The organism is Avibacterium sp. 20-126 (genome assembly GCF_044358625.1).
Taxonomy (GTDB): domain Bacteria; phylum Pseudomonadota; class Gammaproteobacteria; order Enterobacterales; family Pasteurellaceae; genus Avibacterium.
This window is the reverse complement of record NZ_CP091457.1, coordinates 2191741-2211802: the sequence shown is the minus strand read 5'-3', so window position 1 is coordinate 2211802 and position 20062 is coordinate 2191741. Positions and strand designations below refer to the sequence as shown.

General features: G+C 40.8%; 16 protein-coding genes. 10 read left to right on the top strand and 6 right to left on the bottom strand.

The genetic code is table 11. The features are described 5' to 3' along the window. Positions 1–25 precede the first annotated feature (25 nt). Positions 26–2371 carry an LPS assembly protein LptD gene (lptD, locus tag L4F91_RS10430; RefSeq protein ID WP_395896347.1) on the top strand — a complete coding sequence of 782 codons (2346 nt, stop codon included), beginning with the start codon at positions 26–28 and terminating at the stop codon, positions 2369–2371. Positions 2372–2802: 431 nt separating this feature from the next. On the opposite strand, the gene rpoH is transcribed toward lptD, so the two are convergent. The 5 genes from rpoH to narQ all read right to left on the bottom strand — a co-directional run bounded on the left by rpoH (position 2803) and on the right by narQ (position 7895). Continuing rightward, the gene (gene rpoH / locus L4F91_RS10425) at positions 2803–3648 is read right to left on the bottom strand and encodes an RNA polymerase sigma factor RpoH (protein ID WP_395897894.1); all 846 of its coding nucleotides are present in this window, start codon (positions 3646–3648) and stop codon (positions 2803–2805) included. 186 nt (positions 3649–3834) lie between these two features. Further along, positions 3835–4785, bottom strand: coding sequence for a dicarboxylate transporter/tellurite-resistance protein TehA (gene tehA / locus L4F91_RS10420; protein ID WP_250351406.1), 951 nt, complete (start codon positions 4783–4785; stop codon positions 3835–3837). Next, a complete protein-coding gene (locus L4F91_RS10415; protein WP_250351407.1) occupies positions 4785–5108 on the bottom strand; it encodes a DUF2322 family protein in 324 nt (107 codons plus the stop codon). Before L4F91_RS10415 ends, tehA begins: the two co-directional genes overlap by 1 nt. A gap of 33 nt (positions 5109–5141) precedes the next feature. Beyond that, a complete protein-coding gene (gene murB / locus L4F91_RS10410; protein WP_250351408.1) occupies positions 5142–6176 on the bottom strand; it encodes a UDP-N-acetylmuramate dehydrogenase in 1035 nt (344 codons plus the stop codon). A 15-nt stretch (positions 6177–6191) separates the two neighbouring features. Next, a complete protein-coding gene (gene narQ, locus L4F91_RS10405; protein WP_250351409.1) occupies positions 6192–7895 on the bottom strand; it encodes a nitrate/nitrite two-component system sensor histidine kinase NarQ in 1704 nt (567 codons plus the stop codon). A gap of 314 nt (positions 7896–8209) precedes the next feature. On the opposite strand from narQ, the gene L4F91_RS10400 reads away from it, so the two are divergent. The 9 genes from L4F91_RS10400 (at position 8210) to L4F91_RS10360 (ending at position 19062) form a co-directional block, all read left to right on the top strand. Beyond that, positions 8210–8500, top strand: a complete 291-nt coding sequence (locus tag L4F91_RS10400; RefSeq protein WP_250351410.1) for a chaperone NapD — start codon at positions 8210–8212, stop codon at positions 8498–8500. A 26-nt stretch (positions 8501–8526) separates the two neighbouring features. After that, entirely contained in the window at positions 8527–11007 is a 2481-nt protein-coding gene (napA, locus tag L4F91_RS10395; protein ID WP_250351411.1) for a nitrate reductase catalytic subunit NapA, read from the top strand. Between the two features lie 45 nt (positions 11008–11052). Next, positions 11053–11805 (top strand): ferredoxin-type protein NapG, encoded by a 753-nt coding sequence (gene napG, locus L4F91_RS10390; RefSeq protein ID WP_250351412.1) that lies wholly within the window; start codon positions 11053–11055, stop codon positions 11803–11805. Then, entirely contained in the window at positions 11805–12668 is an 864-nt protein-coding gene (napH, locus tag L4F91_RS10385; RefSeq protein WP_250351413.1) for a quinol dehydrogenase ferredoxin subunit NapH, read from the top strand. The genes napG and napH overlap by 1 nt, the downstream gene beginning before the upstream one ends. A gap of 1 nt (position 12669) precedes the next feature. Further along, a complete protein-coding gene (locus L4F91_RS10380) occupies positions 12670–13101 on the top strand; it encodes a nitrate reductase cytochrome c-type subunit (RefSeq protein WP_250351414.1) in 432 nt (143 codons plus the stop codon). 11 nt (positions 13102–13112) lie between these two features. Next, a complete protein-coding gene (locus L4F91_RS10375; RefSeq protein ID WP_250351632.1) occupies positions 13113–13715 on the top strand; it encodes a NapC/NirT family cytochrome c in 603 nt (200 codons plus the stop codon). Between the two features lie 272 nt (positions 13716–13987). Next, positions 13988–16123, top strand: a complete 2136-nt coding sequence (gene pnp, locus L4F91_RS10370) for a polyribonucleotide nucleotidyltransferase (RefSeq protein WP_250351415.1) — start codon at positions 13988–13990, stop codon at positions 16121–16123. A gap of 104 nt (positions 16124–16227) precedes the next feature. Continuing rightward, positions 16228–17124 carry a lipoprotein NlpI gene (gene nlpI, locus L4F91_RS10365; protein ID WP_395897892.1) on the top strand — a complete coding sequence of 299 codons (897 nt, stop codon included), beginning with the start codon at positions 16228–16230 and terminating at the stop codon, positions 17122–17124. 141 nt (positions 17125–17265) lie between these two features. After that, the gene (locus L4F91_RS10360) at positions 17266–19062 is read left to right on the top strand and encodes a DEAD/DEAH box helicase (RefSeq protein ID WP_395896340.1); all 1797 of its coding nucleotides are present in this window, start codon (positions 17266–17268) and stop codon (positions 19060–19062) included. A gap of 175 nt (positions 19063–19237) precedes the next feature. On the opposite strand, the gene L4F91_RS10355 is transcribed toward L4F91_RS10360, so the two are convergent. After that, positions 19238–19993, bottom strand: coding sequence for a class I SAM-dependent methyltransferase (locus tag L4F91_RS10355; RefSeq protein ID WP_395896338.1), 756 nt, complete (start codon positions 19991–19993; stop codon positions 19238–19240). Positions 19994–20062 lie beyond the last annotated feature (69 nt).

Genomic DNA, 20062 nt, shown 5'->3' with positions numbered 1-20062 from the left:
TCACACCTTAAAAAATGGGTTATTAATGAAAAAAAATTACTACACGATGCTTTCTTTCTCAATTTTGACCGCACTTTATGGTGTACCAAGTTGGGCAAGTTTACAGCAGCAATGCTTAGCTGGCGTACCACAGTTTCAAGGTGAGGTGGTGCAGGGCGATCCAAACCAATTGCCTGTTTATATCGAGGCAGATCGCGCAGAATTAAATCAGCCTGTTAGTGCGCGTTATGAGGGCGATGTTGAGATTAAACAGGGTAATCGCCATTTAACTACCCAAATTGCAGAAATTGTTCAACGTGGCGAAGGGGCTAATGTACAGCGCTTTGCCTATGCCAAAAAGGGGTTTGATTATAAAGATAATCTTATCAATTTGTCAGGGCATTCTGCCAAGATAAACTTGAATAATAAAGATGCAGATGTAGAAGGCGCAGATTACCAATTTGTTGGGCGTCAAGGGCGAGGTAATGCACAACACGTTGAGCTACGCAATGATTATCGCTTACTTAAAAATGCGACTTTTACGTCTTGCTTGCCTGATGATAATAGTTGGTCGATTGAAGCAAGTGAAATGCGTCAGCATATCCAAGAAGAATATGCCGAAATGTGGCACGCACGCTTTAAAGTACATGGTGTGCCGATTTTCTATACCCCTTATTTGCAACTCCCTATCGGCGATCGTCGCCGTTCTGGTTTGTTAATTCCAAATGTGGGAATGTCTAGCCGTGATGGTTATTCGTATGCACAGCCAATTTATTGGAACATTGCCCCCAATTTTGATATGACCGTAACACCAAAATATATGTCAAAACGAGGCTGGCAATTTAACGGTGAAACACGTTATCTCACGCAAATTGGTGAGGGATTAATTGCAGGAGAATATTTAGCACGTGATCGCTATGATGATTACCAAGGAGACAACCGCTCTCGTCATTTATTCCACTGGCGACATAGTTCCAGTTTCTTAGAAAATTGGCGTTTAAATGTGGATTACACAAGGGTAAGCGATAAACGTTATTTCTCTGATTTTGATTCTGCTTATGGGCGCAGTACAGACGGTTATGCCGATCAAAATTTCCGCATTGCTTACTATCAGCCGAACTACAATTTCGCTTTATCGGCGAAACAGTTCCAAGTGTTTGACGATGTGGATATCGGACCTTATCGTGTTTTTCCACAATTAGATTTTAATTATTATCGCGATGGACTTGCCGACGGCTTAATGGATTTCCGCGTATTCTCACAAATTTCGCGTTTTGAGAATGACAGTGCCTTAATGCCGAAAGCTTGGCGTTATCATCTTGAACCAAGCCTTAATATTCCGCTTACGAACCGTTACGGCAGTGTGAATATTGAAACAAAACTTTACGCAACTCACTATAATCAAACAAAAGGAAAAGGGCAAAATGCGGAAGAGATTGAACGCTCGGTAACCCGTGTCTTGCCACAAGTGAAGGTTGATTTTCAAACCTTACTTGCAAGCAAAGAAACCTTGTTTGATGGCTATACACAAACGATTGAGCCGCATATTCAATATCTTTATCGCCCTTATAAGGACCAAAGCAATATCGGTTCAAAATTAAATAGCCAATATCTTGGTTTTGGTTATGATTCCGCATTATTGCAGCAAGATTATTTTTCCTTGTTCCGTGATCGCCGTTATAGTGGATTAGACCGCATTGCCTCAGCGAATCAGTTTACCCTCGGGGGAACAACGCGTTTTTATGATAAAGAAGGGAATGAGCGTTTTAACCTCTCTTTAGGGCAAATTTATTACCTTAGTGATTCAAGGATTGATAATAACTCAAACAACAGTAGTGATCGCTCCACCTCCTCTTGGTCATTAGAAACCAATTGGCGAATTAATAAACAATGGAACTGGCGAGCGAGTTACCAATATGATACGAGCTTGCATCAAACTTCTTTGGCAAATACTGTATTAGAATTTAATCCAAGTGGTAATAACCTCGTTCAATTAAGTTATCGCTATGCCAGCCAGCAATATATTGACCAAAATCTCACAGGTGCAAATGCGTATAACCAAGACATTAAACAGCTTGGTTTAGTGGCAGCGTGGGAAATTGCGGACAAATGGGCAGTGGTTGGGCATTATTACCAAGATCTAGCCTTGAAAAAGCCTGTTGAGCAATATCTCGGGGTAAAATACAACACCTGCTGTTGGTCGGTGGGAGTGGGCGCACGCCGTTATGTAACAAGCAAAGAAGGACAAACGTCAAACGAAGTGCTTTACGATCATAGTTTTGGGGTAAACTTTGAGTTACGTGGCTTAGGCACCACCGATCACCGCAGCGGCATTGAAAAAATGCTAAAAGCAGGAAAATTGCCTTATATTCAATCATTTAGCCTATATTAAAGTCATCATAAGAAAGTAAAAAATAGATTGTTTTAGCTGCATCTTAAAAGTTGGAATCAACAAGTAATTTATTAAGGTGCAGACTTTTTGTATTACGTAATAAAACTTAGCAGTTCAAATAATCTGTTATTTAGCACGGAATATCCCTATTTTATATTTTGGAATAGGTCATTTAGATATTATAAGCTAATAGTTGTAGGTTCTTGAGAAGCGTCAGTAAATGGTTTATTACTCAAACCTAAAATGGTGGGTAACGGAATTTAAGTTCCTAAGAATGTGAGAGTTACATAGAAACTGTCAAGATTTGTTTTTAAGGAGCAATAGCAGTCGTCATTGATTTTTCTTCGTATTTAGGATGGGTAATGGGAAAATGTAAAGAAAATAACTGAAAAAGCACTGATGTAATCCAGTGCTTTTTATATTGTTTGGCTTTAGAACGTTACCGCACTTTTAAGTTTTTTCAGTGCATTGGTTTCAAGCTGGCGAACACGTTCAGCGGAAATATTATATTTCGCAGCTAAATCTTGTAGCGTTGCTTTATTTTCATCTAACCAACGTGCTTTGATAATATCTTGGCTACGTTCATCTAAACCTTCAAGCGCTGCGGCAACCTGATCTGCGGCTTGGGTTTCGTAATTTTCATTTTCTAATTCTGCGGCAAAATTTGAGTTTCTATCCTCAAGATAAAGCGCTGGAGCATAACTTTCATCATCGTCATCATTAGACAGATCAAAGCCAACATCTGCCCCTGTCATACGGCTTTCCATTTCAATGACATCTTGTTTTGATACGCCTAGTTCCTCAGCCACCATATCCACTTCATTATCATTGAACCAACCTAAGCGTTGTTTAGTTTTGCGTAGGTTAAAGAACAATTTACGTTGTGCTTTCGTCGTTGCCACTTTGACGATACGCCAGTTACGTAGTACATATTCGTGAATTTCTGCTTTAATCCAATGTACAGCAAAGGAAACAAGGCGAACGCCCACTTCAGGGTTAAAGCGTTTTACCGCTTTCATTAAGCCAATGTTACCTTCTTGAATTAAATCCGCTTGTGGCAATCCATAACCAGAATAACCACGCGCAACGTGGATCACAAAGCGAAGATGAGACAAAATCAATTTTTTGGCTGCCTCAAGATCCTCTTTATAATACAAACGTTCCGCTAATTCCTTTTCTTCCTCTGCACTTAGCATAGGATATTCGTTTGCAGCACGGATATAGCCTTCTAAGCTGCCTTGAGGAACTAACATTAGAGCTTGTGTATCTTTGTTCATCATATTCCTTCTTATTTTATGCCCAATTTGGGTCTATTTATAACATAATTTATTATAAGGTCAATCGATTATAACGATTAATTTATCCTTTTCTTGTAAATTTAGACTATTGTGGGATCAGAAAGTTCATTTCTTTTGATTAAATTTTTACGCAATAAAATAAATCTATTTTAGTCAATTGCAAAGCTAGGGAATTTGCTTTGTTATGACTAATCTAAGTGTTGCCACAATGAGAAATCCGATGCACAAGCTGGCAATGATGAACATCGTTAAACCTAAATGTTGTAGGGCAAGGCTGAGGTTCTCACCTTTGCCGTAAAGACGAATGCCTACTCCAGCCATTGAGGCTAAGCCAAATGAAAAGGCCCAATAAGTGAGACGGAATTGTTTGCCGATCCAAGGTAGTAGGCGAATTAAAAATAATAATTGTAGCAGGCCGTATCCGATCAAACTTTTCACTATCCAATCAATATGACCGCCATTTAAGGCAAGATAGGCTGAACAGCAAACAAAAGCAGGCGCAAGTTGGATACCAATCGTTGGACGAATTACTGTTGGCAATTCAGTTAAATTGCGTAAACGTTGTTGCACGGCGGGTTCAAGAATAATCCACGCAATCACTCCTGCACCGAAAAATAACATTCCTAATTCTGAATAACCTAATAAGCCTAATGCCGTTGCACTGACGAAATTTGCTGCGACGGTTGGCAAATATAGCACAGGGGTCGTGGCATCTTGCGGATGAATACCACGCCATAATCCACCGTAACGGTAGGTAGAAAATGCAAGTTGTGCCACAATGCCAAGCCCAGCTAAATATTGTGCCAATCCTTTACTATAAGGTGATAATCCCATCGCGATTAATAAAAGTGTAATTGGGATCAGGCTAACAAAACAACCTAAAATTGGGTGATGCAATTCGGCTTTAGCTTGGGTGGGATAGCGTATCCATTTATACACATAAATCGAAAATAGTAGTCCCCAAAGCAAGGCTGCAAAGCCGATCAAGGTTTCTGCGATAAGCGTTGGCACAGCCAACACATTAGCACTATAACGCCACGCTAAACCGAGGGCAGAAATGCCCAATACAATACTGAAATAGTTTACCCCAATAGGAAAAGGCTTGGCTTGCGACATTATTTTCCCTCTGCTATTTCAGGTACAAGGCGGTATTCTTTTCCTTCTGTTATCATAGCAAACAATAAATCAATATTGGGGTGTTTACCGGGGAATTGTTTCGCATCCGCGGTATGTTCAGCAAAAAGTTGTAAGCCTTTCTCTGCGCAAGTGCGGTCTAATTTTCCGTTAAATTCTTGCGCAAGGGCATGATACACGCGTAATGAGCCAAGTTTGCCAGCAATGGCAGGAATGTGATGAAGTGGTGTTTCACCGTCAAATACGCTTAAGCCCGAAAGGTGATCGATAGTAGGTAACGTTTCTAAAATTGTTTTGAAATCCATTTTGTTTCCTTTTTAGTTAAATGAGAATAATGATTAATGTTGCGATGAAATAAATTGTTCGCTGTCAATTTCGCCTTTTGCACCGACAAAACGAACTTCAGGTTGTAAATACACCGCAAATTTTTCTGCCACAGTTTGACGAATATGATGGGCAAGGTTTGCCACATCTTTACCACTTGCTTGTGCCTTATTGATCAGTACCAACGCTTGATTTTGATGCACTGCCGCACCACCAAGTTGATAGCCTTTTAAGCCACATTGATCAATCAGCCAACCGGCGGCTAACTTCACCGTGCCATCTGGCTGCGGATAGTTCGGTATCTCGGGGTATTGGTGTTTTAATTGTGCAAAAAGTGCGCTGGAAATAACGGGGTTTTTGAAAAAACTTCCTGCGTTGCCGAATTCTTGTGGATTAGGCAACTTCGCACGGCGTACCGTAGAGACTTCATTGAAAATGTCTTCGGCTTTTACCGTGGCAGGATCAAAACGCGAAAGGGTGCCATAACTTAATACAGGCTGCCAATCTTTAGCTAATTTTAATCCGACTGCAACAATCATATACCCCTCTTTATATTGATGTTTGAAGAGGCTTTCACGGTAGCCAAATTGACATTCAGCCTTGTTTAAACGGAAGATTTCGCCTGTATTAAGGTTAAGTACCTCTACATAATCGCACAGATCTTTAAATTCTACCCCGTAAGCACCGATATTCTGGATTGGGGCGGAGCCGACACAGCCGGGGATTAATGCCAAATTTTCCAAACCATAAATACCTTGTTCCAAGCTCCACTGAACCAGCTCGTGCCAATTTTCGCCCCCTTGGACGTGAAGATAATGAAAGTGCTCATCTTGGTGATGTTCAATGCCTTTTAATGCGTTTATCAGTACGATTCCGTTAAAATCTTCCACAAATAACACATTGCTACCTTGCCCAAGAAAAAGCACGGGAAGCTGTTGCTGTTGGGCTTCTTGCCAAAGAGGGAGGATTTGTTCAAGTGCGGTGATTTTTTTTACCATTTTTGCTTGCGCATTTATTCCAAATGTATGAAATGGTTGAAGATTTTCCATTTTATTCCTTAACGTCTATAATTTATTTGGCAGTGTCATTTTCACTTCTGTACCGCCTTCAGGGCGATTATTGATGCTTAGTATAGCATTGAGTTGGGCGCTGCGTTCATTCATTATATTTAAACCGTAATGCCCAGCTGGTTCATCGAGGCTAGGAATACCCACGCCATTATCGCGCACCAACAGCTCATATTCTCCGTCTTCATTGGTGTGAGCAACCACTTCAATTTCTGTACCTTGAGAATGTTTAATCGCATTTAATGCTGCCTCGCGGACAATTTGCAAGGCGTGTACGAGCTGTTGCGCATTGAAAGTGTGAGACGGCAAACTACATTCCACGCGCATTTTCATTGTTGTTTGATTGCGTAAAGAGTCAATCACTTGTTCAAGTGCAAGCTGTAAATTTGCTTCTTGCACCGTTAAACGGAAGGTGGCAAGCAATTCGCGCAGTTGAACATAACCATCATTTAAGGCTTGTTCAAAATCACGAATAATTGTCAGGCTTTTTTCTTTATTTTGCTCGCCATCCTTGTTCAGATTGTGCTTTAGCAAGGTGAGTTGAATTTGTAAATACGCCAGCACTTGTGCCAATGAATCGTGTAATTCTCGTGCAATAATTGACCGCTCTTCCATTAATAAAAGCTGTTGTTGCTGACGTTGCGTATAGTGAAAATACAGTGAACGGCTCAACATTTGTGAGACATTTTGCATTGTGCGTAAATCAGGGCAAGGCAGCCCCGCTTGCCAAGATAGTCGCCCAAGTTTATCCCCTTCAACACAAAGTTCCATTTGTTGTGTCGAGAGTGGGGCTTCTTTCTCACCGAGCTGGATATTCCAATGTTCTGCGCCATATACCAGTAATTCGATATAGCGTAAATGTTCATTGACTTTTATTTGTTTTAAGACTTGCTTGAGTAACGTAGGATCGATATTATTCGTGGTAACTAATTGAGAACATTGGTAAAGCATTGAAAGAGAGCGGTTAGCTTGGCTCAATTTTTGTGTTTTCTCATTGACCTTTTCTTCCAGCCCTGCATACAGCTTTTTCAAATCACTCGCCATTTGGGTAAAAACTAACGCAAGTCGTCCGATTTCATCATTATTATTACTATCTAGTGGAATGTGGTTGAATTGCCCAATTTGCACTTGGGTACTTGCTAAGGCTAATTTTTCCAACGGTTTTACCATTTGTTTTTTGGTAAACCACACCACATAAGACACCATTGCGACAATAGAAAGCATTGCAAAAAGAATGCAATATACTGCAAGATAAAGTTTTTTCTCAGCAAAATGTTGTAAATCTTCAACAAATTGGTTCACTTCAGCAACGTAGTTTGCTACTTCTTTTTGATAGGAAGGATAATTCATTTGTTTGGCATAATTCTCCATTTCCTTCCAACGTACAATCAGATGTTGATAAGCCTGCTTAATATCATTGGGCATAAAAAACTGATGGTTAATATCCGTTAAGGTAGAGGAATGTAAGGTGGAACGGTATTGAAGTAAATTTTTTGACACTAACTCAGGTGCATGTTCCATTTCGTATAAAATACGATAACTTTGCATTCGTAATGAACCGGATATATTGATTAATTCGGCATCAGATTTATTACTTAGCATAATAATTAAACTTAATACACTAATCACCGTTGCAAAAATAATAATAAGTAGCAAGTAATTAGCAATTTTGGTGGCAACAGAGTGTTTTCTTATTTTCACGAATTTTTAGTATCAAATATAATTCTAATCTTCCAGCATTTTAACAAAAAAATTCTTTTTTCATAGAAATGTTAGTCAATGAGTTAAAGAAAGTAATTTATCCCCTTATCTGATACTGGAATAATTTTGATCTAAAACAATAAATTAGTTTTTAATCGGATAAATACTTAATTTAGGTTATTAAAAATAGATCAATCCCTCAAGAAAATAGTAAGCCTAGTAAAAGTTATTTGAGTCGTGGTCAATATCACCATTTAAATAAAATTGAGTGAACCTACTAGCACTCAATATATGATATATCCACAGGAATAAAAATGTTAAATAAACACTCGACTATCCCAATGGATAAAGCGGAAGATTGGCACGTTTGTGGCGTGATTGTTCAATGTAATCCGCAAAAAATTGAAAAAATTAAGACCGCACTTTTAGCTGTACCTTATACCGAAGTGCCTGCCGAAGATGTTGAAAAAGGCAAGTTGGTGGTGGTGATGCAATCGCACGATCAACATCTTTTGCTCGAGCAAATGGAGCAAGCGCGCAATATTGATGGCGTGATTACCGTATCTTTAGTCTATCATCAACAAGATGAAGGCAATGATGAATAATTAATCATACTCGTGGGGGAAATGAGATGAATTTAAGTCGCCGAGACTTTATGAAAACCAATGCAGCCGTTGCCGCTGCGGCGGTTGCTGGATTAACCATTCCAGTAAAAAATGTGGAAGCCACACAGGATAACAGTATCAAATGGGACAAGGGTGTTTGCCGTTTCTGTGGTACAGGCTGTGGAGTATTAATTGGTACGCAAAATGGACGTGTTGTGGCATCACAAGGGGATCCTGATGCGGAAGTAAACCGTGGATTAAACTGTATTAAAGGTTACTTCTTACCAAAAATTATGTATGGAAAAGACCGTCTAACTCAGCCAATGTTACGTATGAAAGACGGTAAATATGATAAAAATGGTGATTTCACGCCAGTAACTTGGGATACCGCTTTCAAAACGATGAAAGAAAAATTCTTGGCGGCAATGAAAGAACGTGGACCGAATGGAGTGGGAATGTTCACCTCTGGGCAAAGCACCATTTTTGAAGGTTACGCGAAAGCCAAACTTTGGAAAGCCGGTTTCCGTTCTAATAATATTGATCCAAATGCGCGTCATTGTATGGCTTCTGCGGCGGTTGCATTTTTGCGTACCTTTGGTATTGATGAGCCGATGGGTTGCTATAACGATATTGAAGAAGCGGAAGCTTTCGTGTTATGGGGTTCAAATATGGCAGAAATGCACCCAATTTTATGGTCGCGTATTTCTGATCGCCGTTTATCTAATCCTGATGTTAAAGTGGCCGTGCTTTCTACCTTTGAGCATCGTAGTTTTGAACTTGCCGATAATGGAATGGTTTTCACACCACAATCAGATTTAGTGATCTTGAACTACATCATTAATTATTTAATTCAAAATGATGCCATTAATTGGGATTTCGTTAATAAACATACTAAATTTAAACGTGGTGAAACCGATATTGGTTATGGCTTGCGTGATAGCGATCCGCGCCAGAAAGCAGCAAAAAATGCTAATAGCGGTAAAATGTATGACAGTAACTTTGAAGAACTCAAAGCCCTTGTGTCTGAATATACCCTTGATAAAGCACACGAAATGTCAGGCGTACCAAAAGAGCAACTTGAAAGTTTGGCGCAGCTTTATGCCGATCCAAAACGCAAAATTGTTTCGTTCTGGACAATGGGCTTTAACCAACATACGCGTGGTGTGTGGGCAAACCACTTGATTTATAACATTCACTTATTAACTGGGAAAATCTCCATTCCGGGCTGTGGACCATTCTCATTAACCGGTCAGCCATCTGCTTGTGGTACCGCGCGTGAAGTAGGTACCTTTATCCACCGCTTACCCGCTGATATGGTGGTAACAAAACCTGAACATCGTGCTAAAGCAGAGAAAACGTGGAAAATTCCAGCAGGTGTGATCACCGATAAACTAGGCTATCACGCTGTGGCACAAAGCCGTGCATTAAAAGATGGCAAAATGCGTGTGTTATGGCAAATGTGTACTAACAATATGCAAGGTGGCCCAAATATCAATCAAGAAACTTTCCCGGGTTGGCGTAATCCTGAAAACTTTATCGTGGTTTCCGATCCCTATCCAACAGTCTCCGCATTAGCTGCAGATTTAATGTTACCAACCGCAATGTGGGTAGAAAAAGAAGGGGCTTACGGTAATGCCGAACGCCGCACACAAGTATGGCGTCAGCAAGTGAAAGCACCGGGTGAAGCAAAATCTGACTTATGGCAATTAGTAGAATTTTCAAAATACTTCACAACGGATGAAGTCTGGCCCGCTGACATTTTAGATGCAAATCCAGAATTTAAAGGCAAAACATTATATGAGGTGTTATACCGTAACGGTAATGTAGATAAATATTCTAATGCAGAGCTAAATGATCGCCTAAATGATGAAGCTTATGATTTTGGTTTCTACATTCAAAAAGGATTATTTGAAGAATATGCCTCTTTCGGTCGTGGACATGGGCATGATTTAGCAGATTATGATCTCTATCATAAAGCGCGTGGTTTACGTTGGCCTGTGGTTGATGGCAAAGAAACATTGTGGCGTTATCGTGAAGGCTATGATCCTTATGTCAAAGCTGGTGAAGGCGTAGCATTCTATGGTCAGCCTGACAAACGTGCCGTGATCTTAGCGGTTCCTTATGAGCCACCAGCGGAAGTGCCTGATGAAGAATATGATTTATGGTTATCTACGGGGCGTGTATTAGAACATTGGCATACTGGCACAATGACTCGCCGTGTTCCTGAATTACACCGTTCATTCCCGAATAACGTCGTTTGGATGCACCCAAATGATGCGAAAAAACGGGGATTACGTCACGGTGATAAGATCAAAGTGTCTTCACGTCGCGGTGAAATTATTTCTTATGTGGATACCCGTGGACGTAATAAATGTCCTGAAGGCTTAGTCTTTACCACTTTCTTTGATGCAGGTCAGCTTGCTAATAAACTTACGTTAGATGCAACCGATCCTATTTCTAAAGAAACGGACTTCAAAAAATGTGCCGTTAAAGTGGAAAAAGCTTAAAAAAATAACCGCACTTTGATATAGCTAAAGTGCGGTGAAAAAACGATGAAAAAATTAACCCAAACACCGGAACGCCGTAAATTTTTTAAAGACGCTGCTCGTACTGCGGGCGGATTAGGAGGTCTTGGCATTTTACTCGGACTTCAACAAGAGCAAAGCCTTGCACGTCAAGGCGTGGCATTACGTCCACCGTTTGCCCTTGAAGATGAGAAAAAATTCGCCGCTGCCTGTATTCGCTGCGGACAATGTGTGCAAGCCTGTCCTTATGAAATGTTACACCTTGCTTCCTTGCTTTCACCTATGGAAGCTGGCACACCTTACTTTATCGCACGGGAGAAACCTTGCGAAATGTGTGAAGATATTCCTTGTGCAAAAGCCTGTCCAAGTGGGGCGTTAGATTCTACACAGGATAATATTAATGACGCTCGAATGGGTTTATCGGTGTTGCTAGATCACGAAACTTGCTTAAATTGGCAAGGCTTACGCTGTGATGTGTGTTATCGCGTTTGTCCGCTTATTGACAAAGCGATCACGTTAGAAATGCAACGTAATGATCGCACGGGTAAACACGCATTATTTATCCCAACTGTGCATTCTGATGCTTGCACAGGTTGCGGAAAATGTGAAGAGGCCTGTGTACTGGACGAGGCGGCAATTAAAGTGTTACCTCTCTCTTTAGCAAAAGGAATGTTGGGTAAACATTATCGCTTAGGTTGGCAAGAAAAAGAAAAGGCTGGGCATTCTCTTGCCCCTGAGGATATGATTTCTTTACCTGTACGCAAACCGGAGGGGCGTTAATGGCAAATTCACCGAAATATGCAGGAAGAGAAGCAAGAGAAAAGCTTGGTTTATGGCGTGCTAATCGCTTTTTGTTTTGGCGTCGTTTAACCCAGTTAAGCATTCTCGCAATGTTTCTAAGTGGCCCTTGGCTTGGTGTGTGGATTTTGCGTGGCAATTATAGTGGGAGTCTATTTTTAGATTTAATCCCAATGAGTGATCCCCTCATTACCGCAGAAAGCCTTGCAACAGGCCATTTACCAAACTTCACAACGCTACTTGGTGCGAGTATTGTGATCGCCCTTTATGCTTTGTTAGGGAGCAAAATATTTTGTGGCTGGGTTTGCCCGTTAAACCTTGTTACCGACAGTGCAGCTTGGTTAAGACGTAAATTAGGCATTCGGCAAAATGCCAAAATCCCACGTGGATTACGCTACGGTATTTTATTGATGATTCTTATCGGCAGTGCAATGAGTGGCATTATGTTGTGGGAATGGATCAACCCAGTGAGTGCATTTGGACGTGCGTTAATTTATGGCTTTGGTGCAACAACTTGGTTAATTTTAGCGATATTTTTATTTGATTTATTGATTGCAGAGCATGGCTGGTGTGGGCATTTATGCCCTATCGGGGCGACTTATGGCTTAATTGGTGCGAAAAGCATTGCGCGTATTAAAGTCATTGATCGCTCACGCTGTGATAATTGTATGGATTGCTACAATGTTTGCCCTGAGCCACAAGTGTTACGCAGCCCATTGCACGGCAAAAAAGATGAAAGCCTGCTCGTACTTTCTAAAGATTGTATCAGTTGCGGACGTTGCATTGATGTTTGTGCTGAAAATGTATTTACTTTTACCACTAGATTTAATCATTCGGGGGAATAAAATGATTAAAAAAACCTTAGTAATTTTAACCGCACTTTTCGCCACCAGCGTAATGGCTGCGGAAGATAAAATTGACAACTATTTACAAGGGGCGGCAGAAGATGTGAAGCCAGCTTTCCACAATGTACCAAAACAAAGTGAGCTGCCAGCACTTAACTATGTCAATCAGCCACCAACAATTCCACATAGTGTGAAAAATTATCAAGTGACGAAAAATGTCAATCAGTGCTTAAACTGCCACAGTGTTGAAGCATCACGCATTACAGGGGCAACACGCATTAGCCCAACGCACTTTATGGATCGCCAAGGCAATATTGTCGGCGGTGAAACCTCACCAAGACGTTATTTCTGCTTGCAATGCCACGTTTCACAGTCGGATGTCGAGCCAATCGTGCCAAATGAATTTAAACCTATGAAAGGTTACGGAGAATAAAAATGTTGAAATTGATCAAAAAGTTTTGGCATTGGTTTCGCTCACCGAGTCGTATGGCAGTCGGTGTTTTAATCACGTTATCGTTTATTGCTGGTATTCTCTTTTGGGGAGGATTTAACACCGCTCTTGAACATACCAATACGGAAGAATTCTGTTCAAGCTGTCATATGAATGATGTTGTACCAGAATATCGCCAATCTGTGCATTATATGAATCGCACAGGCGTGAAAGCTACTTGTGCGAACTGCCATTTACCGCACGAATTTATTCCTAAATGGGCAAGAAAAATCAAAGCAGCAACAGAAGTTTATGCACACCTTACAGGTAAAGTGGACACCAAAGAAAAATTTGAAGCTGCTCGTCTAGAAATGGCAGAACGTGAATGGGCAAGAATGAAAGCCAATAACTCACAAGAATGTCGCAACTGTCATAATTTTGAAGCAATGGATTTCACGCAACAAAAAACAGTGGCAGAGAAAATGCACGCGATGGCGATTAAAGAAGGGAAAACCTGTATTGATTGCCATAAAGGGATTGCTCACCACTTACCGAATATGAAAGACGTGAGATCAGGTTTCCTTCCAGAGAAAGCTGAAGGTAGCAAAGAACACTAATTTTTCCTCAGCGAAAAAGATATTTGGTTGAATTGGTATCAATAAACGAAAAAGCCCTGTATAATAGCAGGGCTTTTATTTTCCCGTTGGCGTGCGGCTATCAAAAATGATCTTTGGTAAGAGATTAAGTGCGGTCTTTTTTTGAGATGATTTTTGCTAGTCGCAATTGGGAAAAGTAGTAAAATCAACTGGTTAGATAAAAGGTTGATTTACGAAAAGCATTTCACGCGGAATATTCCGCACTTATTTCATTTAATTGAAAGGAAAATATTGTGAATCCAATTGTTAAACAATTTAAATATGGTCAGCACACGGTAACCTTAGAAACCGGTGCAATTGCCCGTCAAGCCACGGCAGCAGTGATGGCGAGTATGGACGATACCAGCGTTTTCGTTACTGTGGTAGCGAAAAAAGAGGTTAAAGAAGGACAAGATTTCTTCCCATTAACGGTAAATTATCAAGAGCGTACTTATGCAGCGGGACGTATTCCAGGAGGATTTTTCAAACGTGAAGGCCGTCCATCAGAAGGCGAAACCTTAATTGCTCGTTTAATCGATCGTCCAATTCGTCCATTATTCCCTGAAGGCTTTTTCAACGAAATTCAAATCGTGGCAACCGTGGTTTCGGTAAATCCACAAATTAGCCCTGATTTAGTCGCGATGATAGGGGCTTCTGCGGCACTTACTCTTTCAGGCGTGCCATTTAACGGACCAATTGGTGCGGCGCGCGTTGGTTTTATTGATGGTCAATTTGTTTTAAACCCAACCACGAGCGAACAAAAACAAAGCCGTTTAGACTTAGTGGTAGCAGGCACTGATAAAGCCGTATTAATGGTGGAATCGGAAGCGGATATTTTAACCGAAGAACAAATGTTAGCCGCAGTGGTGTTCGGTCATCAACAGCAACAAGTGGTGATTGAAGCGATTAAAGAATTTGCTCAAGAAGCAGGTAAACCTCGTTGGGATTGGCAGCCTCCAGCACCAGATACCGCGTTGATTGATAAAGTGAAAGCATTAGCCGAAAGCCGTTTAGGCGATGCTTATCGTATTACCGAAAAACAATCACGTTATGAGCAAATTGATGCGATTAAAGCAGATGTTGTGAGCCAACTCACAGCGGAAGATGAAAGCATCAGCGAAGGAAAAATTGTTGATATTATTACCGCACTTGAAAGTCAAATCGTTCGTTCACGCATTTTAAATGGTGAGCCTCGTATTGACGGTCGTACCGTGGATACGGTGCGTGCGCTGGATATTTGTACCGGTGTATTACCACGTACACATGGTTCAGCGATTTTCACTCGTGGTGAAACTCAAGCGTTGGCAGTGGCAACCTTAGGTACAGAGCGTGATGCACAAATTATTGATGAATTAACCGGTGAAAAAACCGATCATTTCTTATTCCACTACAACTTCCCGCCATATTCTGTGGGTGAAACGGGTATGATCGGCTCACCAAAACGTCGTGAGATTGGTCACGGTCGCTTGGCAAAACGTGGGGTGGCTGCGGTAATGCCTAGTTTGAGCGAATTCCCCTATGTTGTTCGTGTTGTTTCTGAAATTACCGAATCAAATGGTTCTTCATCAATGGCTTCAGTATGTGGTGCATCATTAGCTTTAATGGATGCAGGTGTACCAATTAAAGCGGCGGTTGCGGGTATTGCAATGGGCTTAGTGAAAGAAGACGAAAAATTTGTCGTGCTTTCTGATATTTTAGGTGATGAAGATCACTTAGGTGATATGGACTTTAAAGTTGCGGGGACACGCGAAGGGGTAACTGCACTGCAAATGGATATCAAAATTGAAGGAATTACGCCTGAAATTATGCAAATTGCGCTTAATCAAGCGAAAGGGGCAAGAATGCACATTCTTGGTGTAATGGAACAAGCCATTCCTGCACCGCGTGAAGATATTTCAGATTTTGCACCGCGTATTCACACGATGAAAATCGATCCGAAGAAAATTAAAGATGTGATCGGTAAAGGTGGTGCTGTGATCCGCTCCTTAACGGAAGAAACGGGTACCTCCATTGATATTGATGATGACGGTACAGTGAAAATCGCAGCCGTGGATAATAATGCGGTGAAAGAAGTAATGGCTCGCATTGAAGATATCACTGCAGAAGTGGAAGCGGGTGCAATCTATCAAGGTAAAGTAACTCGCCTTGCTGATTTCGGTGCATTTGTTTCATTAGTAGGCAATAAAGAAGGCTTAGTTCACATTTCACAAATTGCTGATGAACGTGTAGAGAAAGTAAGTGATTACTTGACTGTTGGTCAAGAAGTGAGCGTGAAAGTGGTTGAAATTGATCGTCAAGGTCGTATCCGTTTAACGATGAAAGATATTGCTCCAAAACAAGAAACAAGCCAATCAGAAGAGATTGTGCTTGACGTGAGCGAGCAAGAATAACGAACTCTGCTCCCTACTTGTTAGGGAGCTATTTTCCTTAATGGAAAACTGGCTGACATTGTCAGTCAGGTATACTTAAGCTAAAAAGCTAAGGCTAAACAATGATGCAATGTAATTGGCGTATAAAATCTCTCAGATTGTTTTCAGTCTGGTGTTTTGCGTTGTTACTTGTCGGCTGTGTAGATTCGCAACCATTTATGGCAAAAAATAAATTGCTCATTGCGACGCAGACACCAAATAGCCATCTTGAGCAAGAAATTATGATTGCTCGGATTAGCCAAGTATTACAAATTGGCGGAATGGATAAAAAAGATCGTGCTTCCTTACATTTTGAGCGAGGCGTGCTATATGACGCTCTTGGTCTTTGGGGATTAGCACGTTATGACTTTTTGCAGTCTTTAATTTTTCAGCCAAAAAATGCCGCACTTTATAATTATTTAGGCGTCTATCAGTTTATTAATGAAAATTATGATGAGGCTTTAGAAGCGTTTAATGTGGCATTGGAATTTAATCCAAAAGATGAATATAGCCTATTTAATCGAGGTTTAGGTTTTTATTATATAGCGCGTTACCCACTTGCACAGCAGGACTTTTTGCAGTTTTATCAACAAGATCAAAGCGATGCTTACCGTGCATTATGGTTATACCTCAATGAACTAGAAATCAATCCCAAAAAGGCTAAACAGCAGTTAGCACAACAAGCCTCTGCACTCTCGCAAAAGCAGTGGGGCAGTTATATTGTGCAATATTATTTAGGTCAGTTATCGCTTGCAGAGCTACAACAGCAAGGGAGAGAATTTGCTGAAACGCAAAAAATCCCTTATGCTGAAGTATTGACCGAAACCTATTTTTATCTAGCAAAACAACAACTCAATTTGGGTCAAAAAGAAAAAGCAGAAAATCTGTTTAAACTGACCATAGCGAATCAGGTGTATAACTTTGTTGAGTATCGTTTTGCAGTGCTTGAATTGGCGAAATTAAAACGTCAGCAAGCAAAATAAGCTAGGTATTTATCTAGATTTGGTGTTGTAAAACGTAAAAATTTTCAACAATGTTATCCGCAAAGCTGCTATCTATTAGTAACACCTCGGCTTTGCCAAACTGAAAGTAATTGAGCTTTCCTTTTATATTCGAGTATTTTAATGACTGAAACAAACATCACTTTTAATGATTTAGGACTTCCTGAATTTATCCTTAATGCTGTAACAGATATGGGATTTGAATCCCCTTCACCAATCCAACAGGCTTGTATCCCTCACCTTTTAGCGAGTGATGATGTGCTTGGAATGGCACAAACAGGGAGTGGAAAAACCGCTGCTTTTTCTCTCCCACTCTTAGCTCAAATTGAGCCAAATAAAAAAATGCCACAAATGTTAGTGATGGCACCAACCCGCGAGCTTGCCATTCAAGTGGCAGATGCTTGTGAGCAATTTATGAAATATGCCAAAGGCATCAATATTGTTACCCTTTACGGTGGACAACGTTATGACATTCAATTGCGCGCTTTAAAACAAGGGGCACAAGTGGTGGTGGGGACACCGGGGCGTATTTTAGATCACCTTAGACGTAACACCCTTGATCTTTCTGAGTTAAAAGCCATTGTTTTAGATGAAGCAGATGAAATGTTACGTATGGGCTTTATTGACGATGTGGAAACAGTAATGGCAGCACTGCCAGAGAAGCATCAGACAGCCTTATTTTCGGCAACAATGCCCGAACCTATTCGCCGTATTACAAAACGCTTTATGCACGAGCCAAAAGAGGTGAAAATTCAATCTACACAACGTAATGCGCCGGATATCACTCAAATTTGCTGGTATGTGAGAGGGTTACGTAAAAACGAGGCATTATTGCGTTTTCTTGAAGTGGAAGATTTTGATGCAGCGATTATCTTTGCGCGTACCAAAACTGCCACCCTTGATATTACTGAGTTACTGGAAAAACACGGTTTCCGTGCAGCAGCACTAAATGGTGATATGACACAGCAAGCACGCGAACAAACCCTTGAACGTTTACGTAGCGGAAGCTTAGATATTTTAGTTGCAACCGATGTTGCAGCACGGGGTCTTGATGTTGAACGTATTAGTTTAGTGGTAAATTATGATATTCCTCTTGATGCAGAAAGTTATGTTCACCGTATTGGCCGAACTGGTCGTGCAGGACGCGCAGGGCGAGCTTTACTTTTTGTTGAACCAAGAGAAAACCGTTTGTTAAAAAATATTGAACGCTTGACCAAGAAACCTATTGAAGAGGTGGAATTTCCAACGCACGATGCATTACAGATTTGTCGTCGTAAGAAATTTGTTGAAAAAATTACTAAGCAATTGGAACATCATGATCTCGAAAAATACCGCAGTTTACTAGAAGACTTATTTACAGCCGATCAAGATCAAGAAGATATTGCTGCTGCAATGTTGATGTTATTACAAGGTAAACAAAAATTAATTCTCCCACCTGATCCTGTATTTGATAAACATACCCCAAGGGAGCGTAGCCGCCGTGAGAATCCACGTTCAGCTGAACGTCGTGGCTATGGTAATCCGCAGCCGATGGATTTATACCGCATTGAAGTTGGACGTTTAGATGGTGTTGAAGTGCGTCATATTGTTGGTGCCATTGCCAATGAAGGGGATATTAACAGCCGTTATATTGGGCATATCAAACTTTACGATAGTCATTCCACCATTGAATTACCACAAGGAATGCCGAAAGAATTGCTCAATCATTTCGCGAAAACTCGTGTAATGAATAAACCAATGCAAATGTCTTTCCTTGGTGAAGTGAAAGGGGGCGAGGGGAAAGGAAAAGGCTTTGCTGGAAAAGGCAAAAGTCGCGCTGATGAGCGTTTTGCCCGCGGCAAAGGTGAACGCAAATTTAAAGAAAAAAATCACCGCACTTTTGATGAAGGCGGTTTTAAATCTCGTTCAAGAAAAAGATAATTTTAGTTGTTGAAAATAGCCCCTTGGGGCTATTTTTTATTTTTATCGTAAAATATAAGGCGGTGCATTTTCCGTAAAGCGGGAACTTGCACATAAATTTGTTTGTATAAAAACCAAAATTCACTAAAAAATCCCCGCACTTTAGTGTGATAAGGGCGGGGGATTTTCGCTTAAATTATTTTTGACTACATAGGGCGATAAAGCCTAATTTTTTCTCAGGATCATTGAAAACCTTAAACATTTTTGTAAATGTTGGGCGATTTTCTGGCTTTAAGGCATTGCGGATAATTTTGGCTGTGCCGAATACCCCCTCGTCATAAATCATTCCTGTTGGAGAAAGTAAGCTCATCTTGCCCGAATAGGTTTCCACGTTGCGAAATCCTGCGTCTAAAAAGAGTGATTTCCAGTTCTGTTTTGTCAATGGGGTTACGGTAACGTTAATGGCTTCGCGTAACTGTTGGATCACCTTGTCTGCATCGTCCGTGGTAAGAAGGACATCGTGAGTGAGCAAAAAGCCGTTGGGTTTGAGAACGCGATAATATTCGCGCACCGCTTTAATTTTGGCTTCCACTGGTAGCATTGTGAGCATTGCTTCATTGATAACGATGTCAAAGCTGTTATCGGCAAAGGGCAATTTCATTGCGTTGGCACGTTGAACGTGAATTTTATCTTGTAGCCCTTTTTCAGCGATATTTTTTCTTGCTTTCTCTAATGCGTTTTCATCAAGATCTACACCTTCAATATGGCAGCCAAATTTACTGGCTAACTCAATGGCCGTTGTTCCCATATTGCACGCCACTTCTAAGACTTTTTTATGCGCGTTGAAATCGCCGTTAGCAATCAGCCATTCTGTGGCTTTGCGACCGCCCGGGCGTAAACGTGTTTTGCCTAATCGGGCAAGAAAATTATGTCCCATTTCTTCTTTTTTCATATTACCTCCCTTAGGATTAATCATCATTCAACTATATCAGCTTTCCTGTGTCCTTCCTAGTTAAATGCG